At 69.7% G+C, this 26,009-nt stretch carries 20 protein-coding genes; 10 read left to right on the top strand and 10 right to left on the bottom strand.

The annotated features are described in order from the left end of the window. Positions 1-240: 240 nt before the first annotated feature. On the top strand, positions 241-1,929 hold the full coding sequence (gene treS, locus AB0C16_RS14800; protein ID WP_357682714.1) for a maltose alpha-D-glucosyltransferase: 1,689 nt from the start codon (positions 241-243) through the stop codon (positions 1,927-1,929). A 147-nt stretch (positions 1,930-2,076) separates the two neighbouring features. Here the strand turns inward: treS and AB0C16_RS14795 are convergent, their stop codons facing one another. The 3 genes from AB0C16_RS14795 to AB0C16_RS14785 form a co-directional block, all read right to left on the bottom strand. Next, a complete protein-coding gene (locus AB0C16_RS14795) occupies positions 2,077-4,344 on the bottom strand; it encodes an FtsX-like permease family protein (RefSeq protein ID WP_357682712.1) in 2,268 nt (755 codons plus the stop codon). A 66-nt stretch (positions 4,345-4,410) separates the two neighbouring features. After that, complete coding sequence (locus tag AB0C16_RS14790; RefSeq protein WP_357682710.1) at positions 4,411-5,139, bottom strand: ABC transporter ATP-binding protein; 729 nt, start codon at positions 5,137-5,139, stop codon at positions 4,411-4,413. Then, a complete protein-coding gene (locus tag AB0C16_RS14785; protein ID WP_357682708.1) occupies positions 5,136-5,642 on the bottom strand; it encodes a PadR family transcriptional regulator in 507 nt (168 codons plus the stop codon). The genes AB0C16_RS14790 and AB0C16_RS14785 overlap by 4 nt, the downstream gene beginning before the upstream one ends. Positions 5,643-5,770: 128 nt before the next feature. Between AB0C16_RS14785 and AB0C16_RS14780 the strand changes: the two genes are divergently transcribed. From AB0C16_RS14780 to AB0C16_RS14745, 8 genes are all read left to right on the top strand, one after another. Beyond that, entirely contained in the window at positions 5,771-7,018 is a 1,248-nt protein-coding gene (locus tag AB0C16_RS14780) for an ABC transporter substrate-binding protein (protein WP_357682706.1), read from the top strand. A 7-nt stretch (positions 7,019-7,025) separates the two neighbouring features. Beyond that, positions 7,026-8,336 (top strand): ABC transporter substrate-binding protein, encoded by a 1,311-nt coding sequence (locus tag AB0C16_RS14775; RefSeq protein ID WP_357682704.1) that lies wholly within the window; start codon positions 7,026-7,028, stop codon positions 8,334-8,336. Positions 8,337-8,347: 11 nt separating this feature from the next. Next, positions 8,348-9,724 carry an ABC transporter permease subunit gene (locus AB0C16_RS14770; protein ID WP_357682702.1) on the top strand — a complete coding sequence of 459 codons (1,377 nt, stop codon included), beginning with the start codon at positions 8,348-8,350 and terminating at the stop codon, positions 9,722-9,724. Beyond that, the gene (locus AB0C16_RS14765; RefSeq protein ID WP_357682700.1) at positions 9,721-10,620 is read left to right on the top strand and encodes a carbohydrate ABC transporter permease; all 900 of its coding nucleotides are present in this window, start codon (positions 9,721-9,723) and stop codon (positions 10,618-10,620) included. Before AB0C16_RS14770 ends, AB0C16_RS14765 begins: the two co-directional genes overlap by 4 nt. 121 nt (positions 10,621-10,741) lie before the next feature. Then, the gene (locus tag AB0C16_RS14760; protein WP_357682699.1) at positions 10,742-11,419 is read left to right on the top strand and encodes a uracil-DNA glycosylase; all 678 of its coding nucleotides are present in this window, start codon (positions 10,742-10,744) and stop codon (positions 11,417-11,419) included. Between the two features lie 10 nt (positions 11,420-11,429). Next, positions 11,430-11,750 carry a hypothetical protein gene (locus tag AB0C16_RS14755; protein ID WP_357682697.1) on the top strand — a complete coding sequence of 107 codons (321 nt, stop codon included), beginning with the start codon at positions 11,430-11,432 and terminating at the stop codon, positions 11,748-11,750. A 177-nt stretch (positions 11,751-11,927) separates the two neighbouring features. Continuing rightward, complete coding sequence (locus AB0C16_RS14750) at positions 11,928-12,218, top strand: MTH1187 family thiamine-binding protein (protein ID WP_357682695.1); 291 nt, start codon at positions 11,928-11,930, stop codon at positions 12,216-12,218. Between the two features lie 429 nt (positions 12,219-12,647). Then, on the top strand, positions 12,648-14,246 hold the full coding sequence (locus tag AB0C16_RS14745) for an FAD-dependent monooxygenase (protein ID WP_357682693.1): 1,599 nt from the start codon (positions 12,648-12,650) through the stop codon (positions 14,244-14,246). Between the two features lie 4 nt (positions 14,247-14,250). Here the strand turns inward: AB0C16_RS14745 and AB0C16_RS14740 are convergent, their stop codons facing one another. The 3 genes from AB0C16_RS14740 to AB0C16_RS14730 form a co-directional block, all read right to left on the bottom strand. Then, positions 14,251-15,060, bottom strand: coding sequence for an ABC transporter permease (locus tag AB0C16_RS14740; protein WP_357682691.1), 810 nt, complete (start codon positions 15,058-15,060; stop codon positions 14,251-14,253). A 118-nt stretch (positions 15,061-15,178) separates the two neighbouring features. Then, positions 15,179-16,108 carry an ABC transporter ATP-binding protein gene (locus AB0C16_RS14735; RefSeq protein ID WP_357682689.1) on the bottom strand — a complete coding sequence of 310 codons (930 nt, stop codon included), beginning with the start codon at positions 16,106-16,108 and terminating at the stop codon, positions 15,179-15,181. Next, positions 16,108-16,905, bottom strand: a complete 798-nt coding sequence (locus tag AB0C16_RS14730) for an ABC transporter permease (RefSeq protein ID WP_357682687.1) — start codon at positions 16,903-16,905, stop codon at positions 16,108-16,110. The genes AB0C16_RS14735 and AB0C16_RS14730 overlap by 1 nt, the downstream gene beginning before the upstream one ends. Positions 16,906-16,967: 62 nt before the next feature. Here AB0C16_RS14730 and AB0C16_RS14725 point away from each other — a divergent pair, with 62 nt between their 5' ends. After that, positions 16,968-18,140, top strand: coding sequence for a winged helix-turn-helix transcriptional regulator (locus AB0C16_RS14725; protein ID WP_357682685.1), 1,173 nt, complete (start codon positions 16,968-16,970; stop codon positions 18,138-18,140). A 49-nt stretch (positions 18,141-18,189) separates the two neighbouring features. Here AB0C16_RS14725 and AB0C16_RS14720 read toward each other — a convergent pair whose 3' ends face one another. From AB0C16_RS14720 to glgX, 4 genes are all read right to left on the bottom strand, one after another. After that, complete coding sequence (locus AB0C16_RS14720) at positions 18,190-19,416, bottom strand: hypothetical protein (RefSeq protein WP_357682683.1); 1,227 nt, start codon at positions 19,414-19,416, stop codon at positions 18,190-18,192. A 349-nt stretch (positions 19,417-19,765) separates the two neighbouring features. Continuing rightward, positions 19,766-21,478: a malto-oligosyltrehalose trehalohydrolase gene (treZ, locus tag AB0C16_RS14715; RefSeq protein ID WP_357682681.1), complete on the bottom strand. Its 1,713-nt coding sequence runs from the start codon at positions 21,476-21,478 to the stop codon at positions 19,766-19,768. Next, on the bottom strand, positions 21,468-23,594 hold the full coding sequence (gene treY, locus AB0C16_RS14710; RefSeq protein WP_357682679.1) for a malto-oligosyltrehalose synthase: 2,127 nt from the start codon (positions 23,592-23,594) through the stop codon (positions 21,468-21,470). Before treY ends, treZ begins: the two co-directional genes overlap by 11 nt. After that, complete coding sequence (gene glgX, locus AB0C16_RS14705) at positions 23,587-25,680, bottom strand: glycogen debranching protein GlgX (protein WP_357682677.1); 2,094 nt, start codon at positions 25,678-25,680, stop codon at positions 23,587-23,589. Before glgX ends, treY begins: the two co-directional genes overlap by 8 nt. Between the last annotated feature and the right edge of the window lie 329 nt (positions 25,681-26,009).

The raw sequence follows: 26,009 nt of genomic DNA, 5'->3' as shown, positions 1-26,009 counted from the left end.
GGTTACGCAGTGATCTCCTGGGTAGTAATGGCTGCACAGCAATAGCGGGTTCCGGAAAGCCGGCGGGCTGGTAGTGTTCGGCCCGTAAGCGCCGCACAAGCGGGCACTGGATCACAAATCCGGTCTCGTCAAGGGCATGAGGTTCGCAGGGATGACGACCTCAGGCGGCGCGGTCACCAGATAACAACGCCGGGGAACCGGTGACTTCGTCCTGCCCACATCTCCTTCTGTGAGCGACATATGATCAACGCATCCCCATCACCGGAGCCGATTTCCGAGGCGTTCGTCTCGGAGGATCCCTCTTGGTACAAACGGGCGGTGTTCTACGAGGTTCTTGTCCGAGGGTTCAAGGACTCCAACGGCGACGGCACCGGAGACCTTCGCGGTCTCATCGAGAAGCTCGGCTATCTGGAGTGGCTCGGCGTCGACTGCCTGTGGCTGCTCCCGCTGTACGAGTCTCCGCTGCGCGACGGCGGCTACGACATCTCCGACTACATGAAGATCCTTCCTGACTTCGGAGATCTCGGAGACTTCGTCCAGCTGATCGAGGCGGCCCACGAGCGCGGCCTGCGGATCATCACCGACCTGGTGATGAACCACACGAGCGACCGGCATCCCTGGTTCCAGGCCTCCCGGCACGACCCCGAGGGGCCGTACGGCGACTTCTACGTCTGGGCCGACGAGCCCACCGGTTATCCGGACGCGCCGATCATCTTCGTCGGGGCGGAGGAGTCCAACTGGACCTACGACCCGGTGCGCAAGCAGCACTACTGGCATCGCTTCTTCCACCACCAGCCCGACCTCAACTACGACAACCCGGCTGTGCAGGAGGCCATGCTGGAGGTCCTGCGGTTCTGGCTGGACCTCGGCATCGACGGGTTCCGGCTGGACGCGGTGCCCTACCTGTTCGAGCGGGAGGGCACGGCCTGCTCCGGCCTGCCCGAGACGCACGCCTACCTGCGGAAGGTCCGCGCCGAGGTCGACCGTCTCTATCCCGACCGGGTGCTGCTGGCGGAGGCCAACGGGTGGCCCGAGGACGTGGTCGAGTATTTCGGCGACCCCACCACGGGCGGCGACGAGTGCCACATGGCCTTCCACTTCCCGCTGATGCCGCGCATCTACATGGCGGTCAAGAAGGAGACCCGCGAGCCGATCTCCGAGATCATGTCGCGCACTCCCAAGCTGCCCGACACCGGGCAGTGGGGCATCTTCCTTCGCAACCACGACGAGCTCACGCTCGAGACGGTGACCGAGGAAGAGCGCGACTACATGCACAACGAGTACGCCAAGGACCCGCGGATGCGCGCCTACCTGGGCATCCGCCGGCGCCTGGCGCCCCTGCTCGACAACGACCGTGACCGGATCGAGCTGTTCACCGCGCTGCTGCTGAGCCTGCCGGGCTCGCCGGTCATGTACTACGGCGACGAGATCGGCATGGGCGACAACATCTGGCTTGAGGACCGCGACGCGGTGCGCACGCCGATGCAGTGGAGCCCCGACCGCAACGCCGGGTTCTCGGCGGCCGATCCCGGGCGCCTCTACCTGCCCGTCGTCATGGACCCGATCTACGGCTACCAGGCGGTCAACGTCGAGGCCCAGCAGCGCAACGCGGGCTCGCTGCTCCACTTCACCCGCCGCATGCTGGAGATCCGCCGCAACCACCCGGTGTTCGGCACCGGCGCCTACACCGAGATGTGGTCGTCCAACGCCTCGGTCCTCACCTACATCCGTGAGGAGGGCGACGACGTGATGCTCTGCGTCAACAACCTGTCGAAGTATCCCCAGCCGGTGGAGCTCGACCTGCGCCGGTTCACCGGCATGACGCCGGTCGAGGCGCGGGGCGGGGTGCGGTTCCCGGTGATCGGCGAGCTGCCCTACCTGCTCACGTTGCCGGGCCACGGCTTCTACTGGTTCGCGCTCAAGCCCTGAGCTGATTCGCGCTCTCCGGCACGGCCGTGCCGGACGCCCGTTTCGGCGTGCGGTGCCGGAGGCTCTGGTTCAACATGCGGTAACGGGCACGTGGTCCAGCATTCGCTGACGGGCACCCCGTTCAGCGTGCGCTGACGGGCACCCCGTTCAGCGAGCGGTTACGGGCACCTGGGCGCGGGCGGCGCGGCGGGCCGGGATGAGCGCGACCGCGAGCGCCGCGCCCACGGCGGCCAGCACGGCGAGTGTCAGCGTCAGCGCCGAGGGCGCGCGGCCGATGCCGGCGCCCACCCCGCTCGTGTGCCCTTGCAGGTCGATCAGGCCGGTCACCATGGAGATCCCGGCCGCCGTGCCCGCCGCCACGCCCAGCACGACGAGCAGCCCGGTGCCCGTCACGAGCGTCGCCATCACCTGACGCGGCGTCAGCCCCATCGCCTTGAGCACGGCCAGGTCCAGCGCGTGGTCGCGCAGGCCCAGTGCGCTGGCCGTGAGCAGATTGGCCAGGCCGATCAGCGACAGCACCACGATCAGCGCCACGATCACCACCCGGATGACCGCCAGCCGATCGGCGGGGTTGACCACCCGCTGCACCTCCAGGCTCTCGCCCGACTCGGCCAGCAGCCTGGCCCGCACCTCGCCGGGGTCGGCGCCGGGGCGCAGCGCCAGCGCGTAGTGCTCGGGCGGCACCGAGTCCTTGGCCGCCAGGCTGTCGAGCCCCACGGACAGCACCTCGCCGTCGAGGTCGGGCTCGACGGTCCGGCCGACGATGCGCACGATCAGCGGCGAGCCGCCCACGGTCAGCCGCACCCGGTCACCGATCTTCAGGCCGAGCAGGTCGAGCAGCCCCTGCCCGGCGACCGCCTCCCCCGGCCGGGCGTACATGCGGCCTTCGACCACCGGGAACGGGTAGGGCTCGCTGGTCGTGCCGAGCGCCCGCACCCGGACCGAGCGGGCCTCTCCGGGCGCCAGGGCGTTGACGTCGGTGCCCGGGTAGACGGCGCGCACGTCGGGATCGCGCTCGGTGACGGCCTTGGCCTCGGCCGGCTCCAGCTTGCCCGGCTTGACGTAGAGCGACGCATGCTGGCCGACCTGCTCGGGATGGCGGAGGAAGCCGTCGAGCGTGGACCAGACGCCCAGCCCGATCGTGATCATCATCATCGGCACGGCCAGCCCGAACACGGTCAGGAAGGCGGGCACCCGCCTGGTGAAGGCATCGCGGGTGCCGAGGATCAGCGCGGGCGGCAGGCGTACGAGGAGGGCGAGCCTCGCCATCCTGGACAGGTGGCCCCGAGGCGGCGCGGCAGGGGCGCCGGGGATGGGCGGGGTGCGGCCGCCGCGCCAGGCGGGCACGCCCACCGCGGCCAGCACGACCAGCGAGGTGCCCGCCACGATGGCGAGCATGGGCACCGGCGCGACCGAGACGCCGCCCAGGAAGGCCGCCGTCACCACCCAGCCCGAGAGCGTGCCCAGCGCGACGCCGAGCAGCCCGAGCGCGCCGTGCTCGACCAGGAGCAGCAGGGCGATCTGGCCCCTGGTGAAGCCCATGGACTTGAGCGTGGCCAGATCACGCAGCTGGCCGAGCACCCGCCCGCCGGCGGCGTTGGCCAGCGCGAGCGCGGCGGCCACCATGCCGACCACGCCGAACAGCGCCAGCAGCGTGCCGAGCAGCCGGTTGTCGAGCTCCATCGCGGCCCGGACCTCGCGCCAGGTGTAGACCCGCTGCAGTTGGTCCTCCAGCATGACGACCACGCGCTGCGAGACGAGCTGGGCCGAGTCGGGGTCGGACAGGCGCAGGCCGGTCACCCACTCGCTGCGGCCGAGCATGGGCTCGATCCGCTCCAGCATGGTCGGCAGGACCCAGGCCAGGCCGGGGGTCCACTCGGGGTAGAAGCCCTGCTCGGCGGAGTCGGCGATGCCGCGTACGTACAGCGTGTGACGCTCTCCGCTCAGCGCGATGATGGTGAACGGCGCGCCGATCTTCAGCCGCAGCGAGGTGGCGAACGACCGCTCGACCACCACGCCGTCGAGCTGGGAGGAGTCGAGCCAGCGGCCCTCGGCAACCACCGGGTGGGCCACCTTCGGGCGCGCGGCGGGCATCGCGCGCAGCGCCGCGGGCTCCTTCTTGCCGTCCTGGGCGACGGTGACGGGCGCCGAGCGGTAGGGCCCCGCGGTGTCGGTCACGCCGTCGATCGCGCCCAGCGCGGCCTGGGGGCTGTCCTTGGTGTAGAGCCACACGTGGGCGCCGTCGGTCTGGGCGGACAGGTTGCGCCACGGGTTGGTGCCGTCTTCGAGCAGGGTGACGGCGGTGATCAGGGCGGCCACGATCCCGGCCACGGCCAGCACGGTCAGGGCCGCCTGGCCCTTCCTGGCCCGCAGGTCGGCCCTGATCCACCGGCCACCGGCCAGCGCTGTGCTCATCTCGCCGTGCTCATCTCGCCGTGCTCATCTCGCCGTGCTCATCTCGCCGTGCTCATCTCGCTGCGCTCATCTGAGGTCGATCACCGCACCGGCGGTGCCCGTGCGGCGGCGCGCGATGCGGCCGTCGTCGACGATCTCGCCGTCGAACAGCGACACCAGGCGGTCGGCCAGGCTCGCCACGCGGGCGTCGTGGGTGACCATGACGATCGTCTGGCCCTCCTTGTGCACGTCGCTGAGCAGGCGGAGCACGTCGCGGGTGTTGCGGCTGTCGAGGTTGCCCGTGGGCTCGTCGGCCAGCAGCACGCTCGGCTGGTTGGCCAGCGCGCGGGCCAGCGCGACCCGCTGCTGCTCACCGCCCGACAACTGGCCGGGGGCCGCGTCGGCGCGTTCGGCGAGGTTGAGCGCGCCCAGCAGGCTCTCGCGGCGCTCGCGGGCGTCCTTGGGCGAGACCCCGGCCAGCAGCGCGGGCAGCTCCACGTTGTCGGCCACGGTCATGTTGGCGACCAGGTTGAAGAACTGGAACACGAACCCGACCTTCTTGCGCCGCAGCAGCGCCCAGGCACTCTCGGAGAGGGTGTCGACCCGCTGGCCGTCGAGCCAGATCTCGCCGCTGGTGCGGGCGTCGAGGCCGCCGAGCATGTGCACGAGGGTCGACTTGCCGGACCCCGACGGCCCCATGATCGCGACGAACTCGCCCGGCTCCACCTGCAGATCCACGCCCCGCACAGCCGGCACGGGCACGGCTCCGCCAGAGTAGATCTTCACCAGATTGACGGTCTTCAGCACAGGGTTCATGCGAGATCCTCCTGACACCGCTCCAGCCAGTCGAGGTCGGCTTGCAGATGCAGCATGGCACCTTCGATGAGCAGAATCGCCACCCGATCGTCGGGCGCGGTGTGAACCAGGAGGTCATTAAGGTCGCGCATGAGCGAAAGATAGTGTCGTCGCTGCCGGCTGATCAGCGCCATGCGGTCGGCGATGCCGGTGAGCGGGGCCAGCACGAGCTTCATGAAGAACTCATCGCGGACCCTCGGCCCCTCGGTGGGCTCGTCGACCCAGGCGGTGAGCGCGTCGCGCCCTTTGGCGGTCAGGTAGTAGACCTTCTTGTTGGGCCGGTTGGACTGCTCCACGTCGACTGCCCTGACCAGACCGTCCTTCTCTAACCTACCGAGAGTGACGTAGATCTGGCCGATGTTGGGAGAGGGATAGGCGCTGCCGAAGGTCTGTTCGAGCGCCTGCTTGAGCTCGTATCCATGGGCAGGCTCCTTGGCCAGGAGCGCCAGCAGGTGCGGCCGCACGCCTCACCTCCCCGTTCTGTTACGTATGCGTTACAAAGCAATCCGTTGACCCCAAGATTACATCTGTGCATAACATGAATGCATCTACCTAACACGTATGTAATCACTTTAAACATGGAGGTAACAGCGTGCGTCGCTCGCTGCCGATCGTGCTGGCCGTCCTGCTGGCGGCCGGATGCGCGGGTACGGGCGACGAGGGCGGTGGCGACACCGGGACGGGCGGGACAGGCCCGATCACCTTCGCCACCGGGCGCGACACCACGGCGTACCTGCAACCCCTGCTGGATCGCTGGAACCAGGCCCACCCGGCCGAGAAGGTGACGCTCCTGGAACTGCCCGAGGCCGCCGACGAGCAGCGCGCCCAGATGGTGGCCAATCTCCAGGCTCGAAGCGGGCGCTACGACGTCCTCGGGCTTGACGTGGTGCAGACCGCGGAGTTCGCGGAGAACGGTTGGATCATCCCCCTGGAGCGCGGGCTCTTCCCGCTCGACAGGTTCCTGCCGCCCGTCGTGGACACCGCGGTTTACAAGGGCAAACTCTGGGCGGTGCCGTACACGAGCAACGCTGGACTGCTGTACTACCGCACCGACCTGATCAAGAAGCCGCCTCGCACCTGGGCGGAACTTCGCAAGGCAGCACAAGAAGTAACAAAAAAGCACGACATTGACGGGTACGCCGGACAGTTCCTCGCCTACGAGGGGTTGACGGTCAACTTCTCCGAAGCCGTGCAGTCAGCGGGCGGGCAGGTCGTCAGCCCCGACGGCACGCGAGTGACCCTCGACCCCGCCAAGGCGGCGACGGCACTGGCCTTCCTGCAGCAGGGGCTGCGCGAGGGCTGGATTCCGAAGGAATCGCTGAGCTACAAGGAGGAGGAGTCACGCCTGGCCTTCCAGGAGGGCCGGCTGGCGTTCGCCCGCAACTGGCCGCACGCGTACGGCCCGGCCAGGGCCGAACTCGGCGACAAGTTCGCGGTGACCAGGCTGCCCGGCCTCGACGGTCCCGGCTCCAGCTCGCTGGGCGGGATCAACCTGGCCGTCAGCGCCTTCTCCAAGCACCAGCACACCGCACAGGAGTTCATCCGCTACTTCACGGGCCTGGAGAACGAGCGCCGGGTCCTCACCGAGGGTTCCTTCCCCCCGGTGTGGACCGAGCTCTACGACGATCCGGAGCTGATCAAGCGCTTCCCCTACCTGCCCGTGCTCAAGGAGAGCATCCTCGCCGCCAAGCCGCGGCCGGCGAGCGCCAACTACAACCAACTGAGCCTGGTCATCGCCAGCTCGGTCACCAAGGCGCTCAGCCCTCCCTACAGCGAGTCCGCCGACGACGTGGCGGTCTCGCTGAAATCCGAACTCGAAGAGATCATCAGAACCCAGTGAGGCAGCAATGCGAAACGCCAGAGCAGCAGCCATCCTTGCGGGGCTCGCGGTAGCCGTCGCCGCCTGCGGCAACGCGCCGACAGCGAGCGAGCCCACCGCGTCGAGCTCCGCCCCGGCGGGCGACGCCAAGACGCTCGAGGGGGTCAAGCTCGAGATCGCGGCCAAGTGGACCGGTGAGGAGCAGGCGAACTTCGAGCAGGTGCTCAAGGCCTTCTCCGACAAGACCGGCGCGCAGGTGACCTACGCCTCCACGGGTGAAGACACCGGCGCCTACCTCGGCCCGCGCATCCAGGCCGGCAGCCCGCCCGACGTGGCGGTTCTGCCGCAGCCCGGCCTGGTTCAGCAGTACGCCGACCAGAACGCCCTCAAGCCGCTGACCGAGGGCGTCACCAAGGAGATCGACACCAACTACACCCCCTACTGGAAGGAGCTCGGCTCAGCGGGCGGCCAGGTGTACGGCGTGCTCATCAAGGCCGCGCACAAGTCGCTGGTCTGGTACCGGTCGCAGGCGTTCGAGGACGCCGGCGTGCAGCCGCCGACGAACTGGGACGAGCTGCTCAAGGCCGCCCAGACCGTCGCCGACTCCGGCACCCCGCCCTTCTCCTTCTGTGGCGCCTCCGGCTGGACCCTGACCGACCTGTTCGAGAACGTCTACCTCTCGACGGCCGGCCCGGAGAAGTACGACCAGCTCTCCAAGCACGAGATCCCGTGGACGGACCCCAGCGTGACCACCGCGCTGGAGAAGATCGCGCAGATCGCGGGCAAGAAGGAGTTCGTCGCCGACGGCGCGCTGCAGACGGACTTCCCGACCTGTGTGAGCAAGGTCTACGGCCAGAAGAAGGCGGCCATGGTCATCGAGGCCGACTTCGTGGCGGTCACCGCCGTCCAGGAAGGCGCCAAGGTCGGCGAGGAGGCCAAGTACTTCCCGTTCCCCAAGGCCGGTGACACCTCCCCGGTCGTGCTCGGGGGCGACGTCGCGGTGGCGATGAAGGACTCTCCCGGCGCGATGGCGCTGCTGCAGTTCCTGGCCTCCAAGGAGGGCGGCGAGATCTGGGCCAAGCTCCCCGGCTACCTGTCCCCCAACAAGAACGTCTCCCCCGACAACTACCCCGACCCGCTGACCAAGGCGCTCGGCCAGACCATCGTCTCGGCCGGCGACGCCGTCCGCTACGACATGTCCGACCTCGCGCCGAGCGCCTTCGGCGGCACCGACGGCAAGGGTGAGTGGAAGGTCCTGCAGGACTTCCTGCGCGACCCGAGCGACATCAAGGGCGCGCAGGAAGCGCTCGAGGCCGAGGCCAAGAAGGCCTGGAAGTAAGAGGTATGGCCGTGACCGAACGGTTCAACGGCCCGCAGGACCCGTCCGAGCAAGTCTCGGGCGGGTCTCCCGCCGGACCGGCTGACACCCCCCGCACCAAACGACGCCTCGGTCCCTCCCCGGCGCTCGCCATCGCCTTCCTTCTCCCAGCGGCGGTGTTGCTGGGAGTCTGGGTGGTCTACCCGATCGTTTACTCGATCTACCGAAGCCTCTTCGACTCCGCCGGCACCGGGTTCGTCGGACTCGGCAACTACGCCACCATCTTCTCCGACGAAGGCATGCTCACCACGATCCGCAACAACCTGATCTGGGTGGTGGCGGCGCCCATCGTGGTCACCACGCTGGGCCTGATCTTCGCGGTGCTGACCGAGCGCATCAGGTGGTCGACCGCGTTCAAGCTGATCGTGTTCATGCCGATGGCGGTCTCGCTGATGGCCGCCGGCGTGATCTTCCGCCTCGTCTACGAGGAGGACCCCGATAAGGGCATCGCGAACGCCGTCCTGACCACCGTGCACGACACGTTTTCCTCCTCCCAGGGCTACCCGGAGGCCCGTCCCCGTGAGGGCGACGAGTCACCCGTCGCGGCACAGGGCGGCGGGGCCGTCACCAAGCAGGCCGCGCAGCCGGGCCAGCCCGTGCTGATCCCCATCGTCGGCGTCAAGCCGGCGATCATGCCGAGCGACGCCCAGCCCGCCAAGCCCCCGGCCGGCGGCGACGCGCTGTCCGGAACGGTGTGGTTCGACTTCACCGCGGGAGGCGGCGGCACCAGCAACGCCATCGACGGCGGCGAGAAGGGCCTGCCCGGCATGACCGTGGAGGCTCTCAAGGACGGCCAGGTGGCCGGCACCGCCACGACGGCCGAGGACGGCTCGTTCCGCTTCGCCGGGCTGCCCGCCGGCTCTTACGTCGTACGACTGCCGGAGTCGAACTTCCAAGCCTCGTACAACGGCCTGACCTGGCTCGGCCCGACGCTGATCACACCGGCGATCATCGGCGCGTTCGTCTGGGTGTGGGCCGGGTTCGCCATGGTGCTGATCGCGGCCGGGCTCGCGGCCATCCCGCGTGACGCTCTGGAGGCGGCCCGCATCGACGGCGCCACGGAGTGGCAGGTGTTCAGGCGGATCACCGTGCCCCTGCTGTCACCGGTGCTGCTCGTCGTCTTCGTGACGATGATCATTAATACGTTGAAGGTCTTCGACCTGGTCTTCATCATCGCGCCGTCGTCCGTCCAGCCACAGGCGAACGTGGTCGCGCTGGAGATGTGGCGGGTGTCGTTCGGCGGCGGGAACAACCAGGGCCTGGGCAGCGCCCTGGCGATCTTCCTGCTGATCCTGGTGCTCCCCTTCATGATCATGAACATCCGCCGGTTCAGGAGGGAGAACGCATGACGACCGCAAGCGCCACGGCGCCCGTCGGCGTGGAGGCGGGGGCTCCGCCCAGGAGTGTGGTCAGCCGGATCACCGACCGCCTCGGCAGCGGCGTGGTCCAGGTCGTGATGGTACTGCTCGGGTTGTTCTGGCTGGTGCCGACGCTCGGCCTGCTGGTCGTGTCGCTGCGCACCGTGCAGGTCAACAGCGCCGAGGGCTGGTGGACGATCTTCACCAAGCCGGCCGAGCTCACCATCGAGAACTACTCCAACCTGCTGGCCAGCGGCTTCACCGCGTCCTTCTGGAACACCGTGGCCATCACGGTGCCGACCACGATCCTGGTGATCGGCATCGCCGCCATGGCCGCCTACGCGTTCGCGTGGATGGAGTTCCCGGGGCGTGACACGCTCTTCCTCGTCGTGGTCGGGTTGCTGATCGTGCCGATCCAGATCGCGCTGATCCCGATCGCCTCCTTCTACGGAGGCATCGGAATCTTCGGCTCGATCCCCGGCGTAGTCCTGTTCCACGTGGCGTTCGGGCTCCCGTTCGCAATCTTCCTGCTCCGCAACTTCTTCGTCGGCATCCCGGCCTCGCTGCTGGAGGCCGCGCGGATGGACGGCGCGTCGGAGTGGAAGATCTTCGCCTCCGTGGTGTTCCCGCTGGGCAAGCCGGCGATCGCGTCGCTCGGCATCTTCCAGTTCCTCTGGGTGTGGAACGACATGCTCATCGCGCTGGTCTTCGCCAATCCGGGGAGCCAGCCGATGACCAAGGCGCTTCAGTCTCAGATGCGACAGTTCGGCTCAAACGTGGACATCCTGTCCTCCGGCGCCTTCCTGTCACTGATCATCCCGCTGGTCATGTTCTTCGCCTTCCAGCGCTACTTCGTGCAGGGCATGATGGCCGGCTCCGTCAAGTAGCTCCTGAGGTGGGCGCCCGCCAACCAACGGGGGCGCGGGCGCCCGCCGTGATCATTCTGGTACGGCCCAGCATCGAGATTTCAGCCGCAGGCCGTACCAGACCTGGATAAGCTCACCACCCATGGCCGGTCGTCCCTTGAACGAAGTCGTCGAAGCCGGATGGGCTCGTGCGCTCGAGCCCGTCGCCGAGCGGGTCTCCCAGATGGGTGAGTTCCTCCGCCAAGAGATCGCCGAGGGGAGACACTACCTCCCTGCGGGAGCCCACGTACTACGCGCCTTCAGCCAGCCCTTCGACGACGTCAAGGTGCTGATCGTCGGGCAGGACCCCTACCCGACCCCCGGGCACCCCATCGGGTTGTCCTTCTCGGTCGCCGCCGACGTACGTCCACTGCCCGGCAGCCTGGTCAACATCTACAAGGAGATGGAGACCGACCTCGGCCTGCCGCGGCCCGCCAACGGCGACCTGACGCCCTGGGCCGACCAGGGCGTGCTGCTGCTCAACAGGGTGCTGACCGTCATGCCCGGCAAGCCCGCCTCACACCGCGGCAAGGGCTGGGAAGAGGTCACCGAGCAGGCCATCCGCGCCCTGGTGGCCCGCGGCAAGCCGATGGTCGCGATCCTGTGGGGCCGCGACGCCCGCAACCTCGCCCCGATGCTCGGCCGGGTGCCGCGCATCGAGTCGGCCCACCCGTCGCCCCTGTCGGCGCGCAACGGCTTCTTCGGCTCCAGGCCGTTCAGCAGGGCCAATGAGCTGCTCGTTCAGCAGGGCGCGGCTCCTGTCGAGTGGAAGCTGCCCTAGCATCGTCGCCATGAGCGATAACGAGAAATTCCTACGCCTGACGGTCGAGCTGACCGTCGAGGTGCTCGACGTCGACGCGCTGCAGGCCGCCGCGCTGGCCGAGATCCGGCATCCCGATGCCGAGCTCACCGAGGAGGAGCGGGCCGAGCAGGCCGAGCTCGTCACCTCCGACGAGAGCGGCGCGTCCGCGCTGCAGTGGCTGATCGAGCCCGACCACGTGCTGCAGTTGGTGGACCACATCGACGAGATCGAGCCGCGTGAGGCCGTGCTGGGTGTCGAGCCCTCCGACGGCCCGAGTGACGAGGACGAAGAGGAGCATGAACACGTCTGACTTCCGGCGCTAGCCACGGCACTGCGGGGTGCCGTGGCTTTTCGCTTCCTGGGCGCTCGCTAGGATCATCGGTGCCGGTGAGCGCCGCCCTCCCAGCGCCGAGTTCGGGCCCGAGCGGCGCCCGGCCGAGTCCGCGGGCGCGGATGGGCCGCGCCCCGAGCCGCGAGGGGGCACGCCGTGATCGTCGCATTCTCCATCACTCCGCTGGGCGTCGGCGAAGGAGTCGCCGAGCCGGTGGCCCGCGCCGTCCAGGTCGTCCGCGACAGCGGCCTCCCCAACCGGACGGACGCCATGTTCACCACCGTCGAAGGCGAGTGGGACGAGGTGATGGCGGTCGTCAAGCGGGCCGTCGACGCGGTCGCGGAGGTGGCCCCCCGGGTCAGCCTGGTGCTCAAGGCCGACCTCCGCGAGGGCGTGACCGACGGGATGACGAGCAAGCTCGAATCCCTGGAACGCCACCTGGCCTGAGCATCCCTTTCGGCGGCGAACACTACTAACCCGGAAAGCACCTTTTCCGGTTTATAGAGTTTCTCTAGGTATCTTCGACCGCCGGGATCGGCGGCTCCGGCGGGATCGGCGGCTCCGGCGGGATCGGCGGCTCCGGCGGGGAACCGTCCCGCTTCAGGGACGCGCTGGACTACCTCACCAGAGCGGCCGACTTCTTCCGCCTCTTCGGCGCCGGCGCCGCGGTCGGCCACACCTCCCGCGTGGCGGCGCCCGGGAGCGCACCGAGCTCACCGTCGGCGACCACAGGCCCGGCGACTTCCGACGGGCTCGCATGACTGCGATCTCCGGCTTCGGATCCGTCGGCCGATTCGAGATATGTCTTGACCCTGCCGAAGACGCGACATATCGTGTCCATCGACATCACGATATTACGCGTCTCTGGAGGTGGGCATGGAGCACGAGCGAGTTCCCGTACTCGTGGTCGGCGGCGGCTACGCGGGGCTGAGCACGGCCGCGCTGCTGGCCTGGCGGCAGGTCCCCGTCATGCTGGTCGAGCGGCATCCCAGCACCTCGGTCCAGCCCAAGGCGTTCGGCGTCGGCCCCCGGGCCATGGAGCTGCTGCGTCCCGTGCCCGGCATCGAGCAGACGCTCAAGGAGATCTGGGCGGGCATCGGCGAGGGCACGCGCATCGCCATCGCCTCCACTCTCAGCTCTCCCGACGCACGGGTGATCGTCGACGACTCCGGCGCCGAGTTCGCCTTCCTCGACGAGGCGACGCCCGCCTCGCAGGTGGGAGCGCCGCAGGCCGAGGTGGAGCGGGTGCTGCGGGCCAAGGCCGAGGAGCTGGGCGCCGACGTACGGTTCGGCACCGAGCTCGTCTCGTTCGACCAGGACTCCGACGGGGTGACCGCGGTGATCCGCGCGGACGGCGTCCAGAGCACCGTACGAGCCGACTACCTGGTGGCCGCCGACGGCCACCGCAGCCCGATCCGCCAGCTGCTGGGCGTGCCCACGACGGGCAAGGGTGACCTGGGTCAGATGTGCTCGATCATGTTCGAGGCCGACCTGACGGGCCTCGTGCGCGAGCGCGAGGTCACTGTCTGGTACCTGCAGAACGACGTCTTCACCGGCGTGATCGTGACCGGCACCGGCGTGGGAGCGCACGTGCTGGGCGTCAACTACGACACCTCCCTGGGCGAGAGCGAGGACGACTTCACCGAGGAGCGCTGCCTCGAACTGGTCCGGACGGCCACCGGCGTGCCCGGCATCGACGCCCGGATCCTCGACCGGACGACCTTCTCCATGGGCCACGTGCTGGCCGAGCGCTACCGCGAGGGGCGGGTCTTCCTGGCCGGCGACGCGGCGCACACCATGCCCCCCACCGGCGGGCAGGGCGGCAGCACCGCGATCCAGGACGGGTGTGACCTCGCCTGGCGGCTCTGGCTGGTGATCTCCGGCCAGGCCGGCCCCGCCTTCCTCGACACCTACGACGCCGAGCGGCGCCCGATCGGCACGCTGACGGCCAACGCCCAGCTGGCCAACCTCGGCGTGCGGATGCCACCCGCCCAGCGCACCGACTACCCCGAGCCGCTCGACGATCCCCTGCGGGCCATGCTCGGCTGCCGCTACCACTCGACGGCCATCCTGGACGAACCCGGCGACGACGGGTCGATCCTCGACGACGCCCGCGTGCCGGTCGGGCGGCCCGGCAACCGGGCCCCGCACGTGGTGCTCGACTGGGACGGCCAGCGGATCTCGACCGTCGACCTGTTCGCCTCGGGGTTCGTGCTGATGGCCGAGCGGCAGGGCAAGGCATGGGTGGAGGCCGGGCGCCTGGTCAGGGAACGGCTGGGCATCCAGCTCACCCGGGTCCTGCTGGACGAGGAGCTCATGGACGTGGAAGGGCGCTGGCAGGAGAGATACGGCGTGGGCGAGGGCGGCGCCGTGCTGGTCCGGCCCGACGGATACGTCGCCTGGCGCTCGCGGGGTGGGGACCCCGATCCGGCGGCCACCCTGGAACGCGTGCTCAGGCGGGTGCTCAGCCACTGACCGGTCAGAAGAGCCGGAGCTGCCCGGTCCGCCGCGCCCGCGCCTCGCCCGCCCTGAGCGCGGCGACCGCGCCGAGCAGCAGGATCGCGGACAGTACGGCCAGCCCCGCCAGCTCACCGGCGAGATCGCCCACCCCCTGCCCGTCGAGCAGCGCACCGCGCACGACCATCAGGCTCCCGGTCAGCGGCAGCACCGAACCGACGGCCTGGAGCCAGCCCGGCAGGGCGAACGTCGGCAACCGGACCCCGCTGGCGAACCACATCGGATCGTCCAGCAGCGTGTAAAGGAACGCCGAGTCCCTGGAGAAGATCAGCAGGCTGTTGAGGAACGCCCCCCATGCGACGGCGGGCACCAGCACGGCCAGGAAGACGACCGCGTACATCCCCGGATGAGCCACGTCGACCGCGTCGAGCAGCGTGAACATGGCCGCGACGAAGCAGGCGAACAGCCAGGCGTTCTGCACCAGCGCGCCGAACCCGTTGCCGATCACCAGCATCAGCCGGTTGGCCGGCGACAGGAAGAGCAACTCCAGCGTGCCGGTCTGGCGTTCGAAGGAGAAATGCCAGGCCGACTGGACCAGCGAGAAGAAGAAGGTGAACCCGAGCGCCCCGGTCGCGTGGAACGCGAGCAGCCGCTCCGGGTCGGCGGCCAGCGGCCAGCGTCCGGCGATGCCCGGCGTGGCCGCCAGCGGCTGGAGCGTGTAGTAGGCGCCCGCGAGCGTCAGCAGTGGCCAGAGCAGCATCGAGCAGACGACCAGTTTGCTGCCGAAGATCTGGCGGTGCTGCTTGAGCGCCTCGGCCCGCAGGATCTTCACCGCGCGCCTCATCGGGTCAGCTGCCAGGGCACGATCAGGCACGGGCACAGAGCGGTCGGATCGAGCCCGCAGGCCGTGCACATCACGCCCGGCCGGGGGCGGAGCCACCATGACCGGATCACGCGACCACCGCCGGTGACCGGTCGTTGAGCGCCAGGATGGCATCCTCCAGCGACGGTTCGGCGATCTCCAGCCCGGCGAGCGTGCCGCCCGCCTCGATGATCGTCGTGGTCAGCGCCCCCGCGACCTCACCGGCCCGGCTGAGCTCGACGACCCCTCCGGGCGCGAACCGTACGGCGCCGTCGAAGGCCAGCGCGGCCGCCCGGATCCGTGGCGTGAGGTCGGTGACCGTGACGCGCACCGTGCGGTGGCAGCCGGTCTGCGCCATCAGCCCGGCGGGCGTGCCCTGAGCCAGGTGACGGCCGTCGCCGATCACGTACACGTGCTCGCAGAGCTGCTCCACCTCGGCCAGGTAGTGGCTGGTGAGCAGCACCCCCTTGCCGCGCTCGGCCAGCTCGGCCACGACCTTGCGCAGGTCGCGGGCGATGGGCGCGTCGAGGCCCAGCGTCGGCTCGTCGAGCAGCAGGTAGTCGGGGTCGTTGATCAGGCCGCGGGCGATGGACAGGCGCTGGGTCATGCCCCGCGAGTAGCGCTCGACCCGGATGTCGGCGGCGCTCGTCAACCCGACGAGCTCGAGGAGCTGCCCGATGCGGGTCTTGAGCACCTTGGAGGGCACGTCGTAGAGCTGGCCGAAGTACCACAAATTCTCGCGGCCGGTCATCCGCGCGTAGACCATGCGCTCACCGCCCGCGATCAGATTGATCCTCTTTCGTACGCCATGTGGATCTTTGACGGGGTCGAGCCCACCCACGGTCACCGTGCCGGACGTCTGCCGGAGCAACGTGGCCAGGATCTTGATCGTGGTGGTCTTGCCCGCGCCGTTGAGGCCGAGCAGCCCGGTGACCCGGCCGCCGGGGACGGTCAGGTTCAGCCCGTCCACGGCGACCTTCGCGCCGAACTCCTTGCGCAGGCCGATGGTCTCGATCATCAGTAGCTCCGTTCCATGGCCCTGCGCTCCGCCCAGGGCATCGAGAGCAGCCCGGCGGCGACGTAGAGCAGACTGATCAGTACGGCGACGCCCAGGCGGTCGAGTGGCAGGCCGGTGCCACCGGTGAAGACACCGCGGATCACGTCCATGGCCGCCGTCACCGGCACCAACTCGCCCAGCCACTGGAACACCTCGGGCAGGTAGTCCCTTGGAAAGGTGAACCCGGACAGCAGGGCGATCGAGTGGAACACGGTGTTCTGCGTGATGTGCGCCTCGCCTGCGACGATCATCACGTTGCTCAGCACCACTGACATCCCGAACACGGCCACGGCCAGCCCCGCGACGGCGAGCACGGCGTCCACCGCTCCCGTGGCCGCCGGCCGCACCCCGAACAGCGCCGCGAAGCCGAGCAGGACCGCCACCTCGATCGCGACGGCCGTGCCCGCGAACGCGGAGAACCCCAGCAGGTATGGCAGGCGGCGCGCCGGCGCGACGATCAGCGCGCCCATCGTGCCCTCGCGCTGCTCCTGGATCATGGCCTTGCCCGCCCACAGAATGCCGTGCACGACGAACATGTAGGCCGCGGCCCCCACCGCGATGTAGCCGAGGTAGTCGCCGGTGCCCGCCTTGCCGGCGAACTCGGCCGACACCTGGTCGCCCGCGACGGCCCGCAGACCGAGGTAGCCGAGGCCGATCGTGAAGACACCCAGCAAGAGGGTGCCGATGAAGTAGGACCAGGGGTAGGCCCGCCTGGTCACCAGCCACGACCGGCTGAGGGTCGCCCATGCCACTGCCATAAGTCTCCTTTGGGAACTGACTGAGTTTCTATCAGAGACTCACGATGAGGTAAAGTCCGTTCATGGCCAGGGAGCTACGCGCGCAGGACACCCAGTGCTCGATCGCCCAGGCGGCGGCCGTGATCGGCGACTGGTGGAGCCTGCTCATCGTCCGAGAGGTGACGCGAGGCCACCACCGGTTCGACGACCTGCTCGGCGAGCTGGGCATCTCGCGCAAAGTGCTCACCGAACGCCTCAAACATCTGGTGGAGCATGGAGTGCTGGCGCGGGAGCCCTACCAGACGGCGCCGGTGCGGCACGAGTACGTGCTGACCGGAGCGGGCTGGGCGCTCGCGCCCATGTTGATCACCATGCAGGACTGGGCCGACCGCTGGCTCCTCGGCGACGGCACCCTCACCGGGGTCGCCACCCCTCAGAGCGCGGCCGCCGCCCGACTCCACGCCCTGCTCGGCACCCAGATCCCCGCCCCCTTCCTTCTCCCCGCCACGCTGCCCCTCCCCGCCACGCCGTCCCTCGCCGCCACGCTGCCCCTCCCCGCCACGCTGCCCCTCCACGCCACGCCGTCCCTCGCCGCCACGCTGCCCGCCACGTCCTCGGCAGCCGAGCCCCGACCCCCGTCACCCGCCGACGCCCGGCTCACCGCCCCCGGACCGGCGGCGTCCTCCGCCGGGTCGGGCCCGTCTCCTGTTCCTGACGGCCGGCCGCCGCGCAACGTCGACGTGGTGGCGGACGCGGCCGCGACCGTGTTGTTCGGCTTTCCGGCGACGGGCGTACCCTCTCCCCTGCCGCCCGACTGGAGCCAGGTGCCGGGCGCGGTGGGTTGCACACTGGAGAACCGCCTCTTCCGTGACCGGGAGCCGGAGTTCGCCGCCCACGGCATCGCCATCCACGGCGTCAGCACCCAGCGCCCCGACGAGCAGGCCGCCTTCGCCGCCGCCGAGGACATCCCGTTCGCCCTGCTCTCCGACATGGACCTGCGGCTGGCGGCGGCACTGCGGCTGCCCACGTTCAGGGCCGGGCAGGCTCTCCGCCTCAAGCGGGTGATCCTGATCGCCGACCGTGCCCGCACCGTGCGCCACGTCATCTTCCCGGTGCTCGACATCCCCGAGGCCGTCGCGGAATCCCTCGAAGCCGCCCGCGCCATCGCCACTGCTCCCGCGCCCGGCCACCCGTCAGGTCGCGACTCCATGACCAGCCCACCGACCACCACCCGCCCGGACCGCCCACGACGCTGAACCAGCGAGCTCGGAGACCCCGCCAAGGCGATGAAGGGTCATCGCCGGGCTAGGCGGCCAGGGCTCGGGAAGGTGCAGGGCCCCGCAGTCTCCCCGAGGCGGGGCCATCGTGCCCGGCCTCCCGTGTGGCGCACGGCCAGTCGTCGAGCGACCCGGTGAATCCCGACGGCGGCCCCACCTTGAGGCAGGCGACCTGGCCCGTGCCATGGATCGGGCCCACCTTGAGCCTCCTGACGCCGCCCGGGGATCCGGTGTCGGGGGCGTCCGCGTCGCATGGTGTGAGCCGGACCCCGAAGGACGTGCCACCGCCGCAGGGGGATACGCCACCGTCCCCGAAGGGCGCGCCACCACCGTCGGGAGGCTCCTCGCCGAGCTGGAGATGGTCGTCGATCACCCGCAGTGCGGCGTCCGGATGCGCGGCGACGAACGCCAACTGGTCGGTGAGGAGGCGGTGGGCCACCATGCGGAGGAGGTCGGTGGCGCACAGGTGGTGTGCGCAGGCCGCTCCGTCGAGCGTGATCTCCGGCAGGGCGAACCGGCCCAGACCCCGGGACGTGACGCACGAGCCACGGCACGCCACGTCGCGAGCCGGGACAGAGGGGCAGCCGCCAGGGCAGACCGGACCACAGGAGGGGCAGGCGCCAGGCCAGGCCGGCTCACAGGATGAGCAGGCCTCGCGGCCGGCCCGCTCGCTGGGTGGACAGGCCTCACGGCCAGCCCGATCACAGGAAGAGCAGGCCTCACGGACGACCCGATCGCAGGGTGGACAGAGCGCGAGGCCGTCCGGATCGTCGCAGGAGCAGGACATGGCGCCGACGGCACCGTGTGGTCGGACGTCCCAGGCCACCCAGCCGTCGGCGAGCCGGAAGGCGGCCGGCTCGTCGGGGCATCTCGGGCAGTTGGACACGGTCGTGCCGGTCAGCGGGTCGATGATCAGGCCGTCGTACGCGCGGGCGAGGGCGCGAGCCGTGGCCCTGGCCACCTGAACACTTGCGGGAAGCGCGTGCGGCGGCGCGGTGGTCGAGACGAGGAGGTGCTGCCCCGCGCGGCGCAGCATGCGGCGCTCGTCGCCGGTCAGGTCGACCCCCTCCGGTCTCCACGGGGATCTGAGGTGGGTGACGGTCAGCCCCGGCCCGCCGAAGGCGCTCACCGCGGCCTTCCGGTGGTGCCCGGTGACGCGCCATGGCACCAGCGACTCGACCGTGACGGGCAGGCGCTCGACGGCGACGACGAAGGCAGAGGTCAGCCTGCCGGGCAGGGGAAGTGTGATCTTCAAGCGTGCCTCCGGGATTCGGTGAGGCACCCAGCATCGGCAACTTCCCGGCACGTCCATGGAGGAGAACCGCGTTCTGTGGACAGACCACGCCACCCGGCCCACCCCTGTGGACGAGCGCCGCAGGTCGGCAACCGGTCCGCGGATCACCACCGTTCAGCACACCCACCGGAAGTCGGCGCCACCACTGGCAGATCAACACCATCCATGCACACCCGCCGGAAGACGGCGCCACCACTGGCAGATCAACACCATCCATGCACACCCGCCGGAAGACGGCGCCACCACTGGCAGATCAACACCATCCATGCACCCCCGCCGGAAGACGGCGCCGTCGGCGGATCACCGACGTTCAGGAGTGTGGGCGGCAGATCGCCAGGGACTGGCCGGGCAGCCGCAACCCATCGGCGCCCGCCGAGACGGGGTCGTCCGAGGCGAGCAGGACGGTGCCCGCCGCAAGAGGTAAGGTCGCCGACTCGGTGCCGAAGTTGACCGCGACCGCGAGCGGCCCCCGCCACATGACCAGCCACTTCCCGCCGGGATCGAACTCCACGCTGACCCGGTCCAGCCGCGGGTCGGACAGCTCGGGCAGCGCCTTGCGCAGCGCGATCAGGTCGCGATACCAGCAGAGCAGCGACCAGTGGGCCTCGTCCTTGAGCTCGCCCCAGTCGAGTTTCGACTTGTGGAAGGTCTCCTCGGCCGAGGGATGGGGAGCGTCCCAGGTGTAGCCGAACCCCTCGAACTCGATCCGCCTGCGCTCGTCCTCGCTCTCGCGCAGTCGTGGTTCGACGTGGTCGGAGAAGAACAGGAACGGCGTGCCGGCGCCCCACTCCTCACCCATGAACAGCATCGGTGTGAACGGCGAGGTCAGCAACAGTCCGGCGCCCAGCGTGAGCGCGGTCATCGACAGCCGGTCGCCCATGGGACGGTTGCCGATCTGGTCGTGGTTCTGCAGGCAGGCGACCAGCCGGTGCCCCGGAACCCCCTGGTAGGAGGCCCCGTGGCGGCGGCCGCGGAAGCTCGAATGGCCGCCGTCGTGCAGGACGCCTCCGGTCAGCACCTTGGCCAGGGCCTCCAGGCCGGCGAAGTCCTCGTAGTAGCCGTGGGTCTCGCCGCTCACGGCGGTATGCAGTGCGTGGTGCACGTCGTCGTTCCACTGCGCGTTCATGCCCAGCCCGCCGGCGTCCGGCGAACGGACCATGCGCGGATCGTTCAGGTCGGACTCGGCGATCAGCGACAGCGGCCGGCCGACCGCGCAGGCCAGCGCGTCGACCTCCGCCGACAGCTCGGCCAGCAGGTGGGTGGCCCGCTTGTCGTGCAGCGCGTGGACGGCGTCGAGTCGCAGGCCGTCGATGTGGTAGTCGCGCAGCCACTGCAGCGCGTTGTCGACGAAGTAGCGGCGTACCTCGTCGGAGCCAGGACCGTCGAGGTTGACCGCCTCGCCCCAGTAGCTCCCGCTGAACCCGGTGAAGTACGGCCCGAACGGGTGCAGGAAGTTGCCCGACGGCCCGAGGTGGTTGTAGACCACGTCGAGGATGACGCCGATGCCGTTGCGGTGGCAGGCGTCGACGAACGACTTGAGCCCGTCGGGCCCGCCGTAGGTCTCGTTGACCGCGTACAGGTCGACCCCGTCGTATCCCCAGTTGCGCCCGCCCGGCACCGGCGCGACGGGCATGACCTCGACGAAGTCGACGCAGAGCTCGACGAGGTGCTCGATCCGGCCGATCGCCGCCTCGAACGTGCCCTCGGGGGTGAACGTGCCGACGTGCATCTCGTAGATCACCGAGCCGCGCAGGTCGCGGCCGGTCCATTCGTCGTCGGACCAGGTGAACCGCGCGTCCTCGTAGACGGCGCTGGGTCCGAAGACGCCCTCCGGCTGCCGCCTCGTCCGGGGGTCGGGGTAGGGGCCGTCGCCGTCGAGCACGAACCCGTAGCGGGTGCCGTGGGTGGCCTCGGGCACCTCGACCGCCCACCACCCGCCTTCCCGGGAGGACATCGGCCGGCGCCCGCCGAGGACGTCGACTTCGACAGCCGTGGCCTTGGGTGCCCAGACCTCAAAGATCATGTCTCTCCAGGAGTGCGACGGGATGGCGGTCGAGCAGGTGCGACAGCGGGACGCTGCCGGTGTGGAGCCCGCCGGTGAGCAGGTCGCGCCAGGAACCGGCGGGCAGCGTCAGGGTGGTCGTGCCCCAGCCCGAGCGGCGGGCGAGCCCGACGGGCAGCCGCGTGGCGACCGCGATCGCCTCGCCGCCCCGGGCGAACGCGATCACGTGCTCCGCCGCCTCCCCGTCCGCCTCCATCGGAACGTACGGGGCGGCGGCGGCGAGGCGACGCCGCAGCCGCAGTGCCTGGGTCGTGACCAGCAGCTTGGCGGTGTCCCACGAGGTGACCGGTGTCGGCGGGAACGTCACCGGCCGCCGGTTGTCCGGATCGACCAGGGAGAAGTCGGTCGTCTCGTTGCCCTGGTAGACGTCGGGAACGCCGGGCATCATCAGCTGCACGAGCTTGGCCCCGAGCGAGTTGGACATCGCGTAGCGGTCGATCCGCTCGGTGAACTCCCCGACGGGGAGCTTCACGGCCGCCTCCGCGAAGTCGCGCAGCCGCTGTTCGTACGACGCGTCCGGATTTATCCACGAAATGGCGGTCTTGGCCTCGCGTGCCGCCTTCAGCAGGTAGTCGGTGAACCGTTCCGCCGAGATCGGCCACGCCGCCATGAGGTTCTGCCAGGCCAGATAGTCGAGGTCGGGATCGAGGGATACCGAATCCGACCATTCCGTGACCGCCGCCGCCCACTCCTCCGGCATCTCGGACAACACCGACAGCCGTGCCCGCACGTCCTCCGACCGCTTGGTGTCGTGGGTGGACAGCGTGGTCATGGAGTGGGGCCGCATCCCCTCGCAGAACTCGTGGAACTCGGCCACCGTGCACCCGAACACGTCCGGCTCGCCGCCCACCTCGTTCAGGCAGGACAGCGGGAACCACCGGTACAACGCGGTGTCCTCGACCCCCTTGGCCATGACCGGCCCGCAGGTCTGCTGGAACCGGGTGATCACCTCCGGCGAGCCGTACAGGACCTGCTGGACGAGCGGCCGCACGGCGGGTGAGCAGGTGGCGGCGGCGCGCTCGACGATCTCCACCGACTCGGGCGGCGGCGGCTCGCCGGGCACGACGTACGCCCGGTAGACCGGCATCGCGGCGAGCAGCTCGGCCACCGCGCCGGGGTCGCAGGAGGCCGCCCGGGCCAGCCGGCTCACCTCGGCGCCGAAGAACAGGTCGAGCACCTCGCGCTTGGCCTCGGCCATCACCGGCGCGTAGTGGCCGGGGCCGCCGGTCAGCCGGGTGAACAGCTCGACCAGCGGCCGCTCGCCCGCCGGGTCGACGAACAGCCTGGTGACCCGGTTGAGCACCTCGTAGCCGCTGGTGCCGTCGCAGGCCCAGTCATCGGGCAGCCGCTCGTCACCGATCAGGATCTTCTCCACGACCGTCCAGGCTCCGCCGGACCTGTCGCGCAGCCGGCGCAGATAGCCGCGGGGCTCGGCCAGGCCGTCGGGATGGTCGATCCGCAGCCCGTCGACCAGGCCCTCGTCCATCAGCCAGAAGATCACCTCGTGGGTGGCGAGGAGCACCGCCGGATCCTCAACCCGCAGCCCGATCAGCGTGGACACGTCGAAGAACCGCCGGTAACCGGGCCCCTCGCGCCAGTCGACCAGCCGGTAGTGCCCGGGATGCGGGAAGGTGTGCTCGTGGTAGCGCAGCACGTCGCCGTCGACGACCGGCTCGGTGTCGTCGCCCAGGACCGGCAGCGCCACCTTCCCGTCGACCCACTCGATGTCGAACCAGTCTGAGTAGGGCGAGGCCGGGCCGTCCTTGAGCACCGACCAGAACGCGGCGTTGGTGGTGTTCATGTGGTTGGGCACGATGTCGACGATGATGCCCAGGTCGTGGGCGGCCAGCGTCTCGGCCATCTCCCGCAAGCCCTTGGCGCCGCCGAACTCCTCGCGGATCCTGGAGTGGTCCGTGACGTCGTAGCCGTGTCGCGAGCCGGGGGTCGCCTGCAGGATCGGCGACAGGTAGACGTGGCTGACCCCGAGGTCGCGCAGGTAGCCGGCGATCTCCGCCACCTGCGCGAACCCGAAGTCGGGCGTCAGCTGGACCCGGTAGGTCGAGACCGGCCTAGACACGACGCAGCACCCGCACGCTGCGACCGGGCACCGCCACACCCTCTCCGGCCCGGCACAGCCGGATGTCCACGCTGATCGGCATCGCGGTGTCGATCTCCGTCTGCCACATCTCGCCGTAGTCCTTGGGGATGGTGAACCTGATCGTGTCGTGGTGGGCGTTGAACAGCAGCAGGAACGAGTCGTCCCTGATCGGCCGGCCGCGCCTGTCGGGTTCGGTGATGGCCTCGCCGTTGAGGAAGACGGCCAGCGACTTGGCGTATCCGACGTTCCAGTCGCTGTCGGTCATGTCCTCACCTGTGGGGGTGAGCCAGGCGATGTCGCTCAGACCGCGCACCGGCTTGCCGTAGAAGAACCTCCTGCGCCTGAACACCGGGTGCTTCTCGCGCAGCGCGGCCAGGCTCTGGGTGAACTCCAGCAGCAGCCAGTTCTCCCTGACGTCGGACCAGTCGACCCAGGTCAGCTCGTTGTCCTGGCAGTAGCCGTTGTTGTTGCCGCGCTGCGTGCGCCCGAGCTCGTCGCCGTGGGAGAGCATCGGGACGCCCTGCGACAGGAAGAGCGTGGTCAGGAAGTTGCGCTTCTGCTGCTCGCGCAGCGACTCGATGGGCAGCCCGGCCGGGCCCTCCTCACCGCAGTTCCAGGAGCGGTTGTCGTCGGTGCCGTCGCGGTTGCCCTCCTTGTTGGCCTCGTTGTGCTTGTCGTTGTAGGAGACCAGGTCTCGCAGGGTGAAGCCGTCGTGGCAGGTGACGAAGTTGATCGAGGCGGCGGGGCGGCGGCTGTCGTCCTGGTAGAGGTCGCTCGACCCGGTGATGCGGGAGCCGAACTCGGGCAGCGTGGCCGGCTGCCCCCGCCACAGGTCGCGGATGGTGTCGCGGTAGCGCCCGTTCCACTCGGTCCACCGTGACGGGAAGTTGCCGACCTGGTAGCCGCCCGGCCCCACGTCCCACGGCTCGGCGATGAGCTTGACCTGGGACAACACCGGGTCCTGCTGCACCAGGTCGAAGAACGCGCTCAGCCGGTCGACCTCGTGCAGCTCCCGCGCCAGGGTGGACGCCAGGTCGAAGCGGAACCCGTCGACGTGCATCTCCATGACCCAGTAGCGGAGCGAGTCCATGATCATCTGGAGTACGTGCGGCGAACGCATCAGCAGGCTGTTGCCCGTGCCCGTGGTGTCCATGTAGTAGCGCGGGTCATCGTCGACCAGGCGGTAGTAGTCGGGATTGTCGATGCCCCGGAAGCTCAGCGTGGGACCGAGGTGGTTGCCCTCGGCGGTGTGGTTGTAGACGACGTCGAGGATGACCTCGATGTTCGCCTCGTGCAGGGCGCGCACCATCGCCTTGAACTCCAGCACCTGACCGCCGCGCTGCCCCTGGCTCGAATAGCGGTTGTGCGGCGCGAAGAACCCGATCGAGTTGTAGCCCCAGTAGTTGGACAGCCCTCGCTGCTCCAGGATGTCGTCGGTGACGAACTGGTGCACGGGCATCAGTTCGAGCGCCGTCACGCCCAGCTTCGTCAGGTGGTCGATGATCTCCGGATGACCGAGGGCCGCGTAGGTGCCCCTGATCCGCTCCGGGATCTTGGGATGGCTGATGGTCAGCCCGCGCACGTGCGCCTCGTAGATCACCGTGTCGTGGTAGGGCGTCGCGGGCGGCCTGTCGTGCCCCCAGCCGAAGAACGGGTTGACCACGATGGAGCGCGGCATGAAGGGCGCCGAATCCAGGTCGTTGCGCGAGTCGGGCTGGCCGAACCGGTAGCCGTAGACCGACTCGTCCCAGGTGACGCCCCCCTCGATCGCCATGGCGTAGGGGTCGAGCAGCAGCTTGGCCGGGTTGCACCGCAGCCCGTGGGCCGGGTCGTAAGGACCGTGGACGCGGTAGCCGTATCTCTGCCCCGGCCCGATTCCGGGCAGGTAGCCGTGCCAGATGAACCCGTCGACCTCGGTCAGCGGCACCCTGGACTCTCTGTTGCCCTCGTCGAACAGGCAGAGCTCGACCTTGTCCGCGACCTCGGTGTAGAGGGAGAAGTTGGCGCCCGCGCCGTCGTAGGTCGCCCCGAGGGGATATGGGTCTCCCGGCCAGATTTCGATCATCGAGGCTCCTTGAGGTTCTTCCCCATGTTCCGTTCCTCCGCCGCGCGCGACAACCCCGGCCGGTTCGGCCGCGTGCGCGGGTGATCGTCCCCGCTCCGCGTGACCTGACTCGTCACCACACTCGCTCCCCCTCCCCAGCAGACCGCTCAGGGTCCTTCCCCGCGACCCGCTCCTTAGCCGCGGCCGGCGCACGCCGGTTGATGTCCCCCTGGTTCGGCACATGGCGAGCCGCCTCCGACGGCGCGGGGTCGAAGGCGGCTCACGTTCAGCGCGGGCCTCGCGCGGCCCCGGCTGCGTGCCCCGCGCCTGACGAGTCCATGTGCTGCGCG

It is taken from the genome of Nonomuraea sp. NPDC048916 (assembly GCF_040649575.1).
Taxonomy (GTDB): Bacteria; Actinomycetota; Actinomycetes; order Streptosporangiales; family Streptosporangiaceae; genus Nonomuraea.
This window is presented reverse-complemented; position numbering and strand designations above follow the sequence as displayed.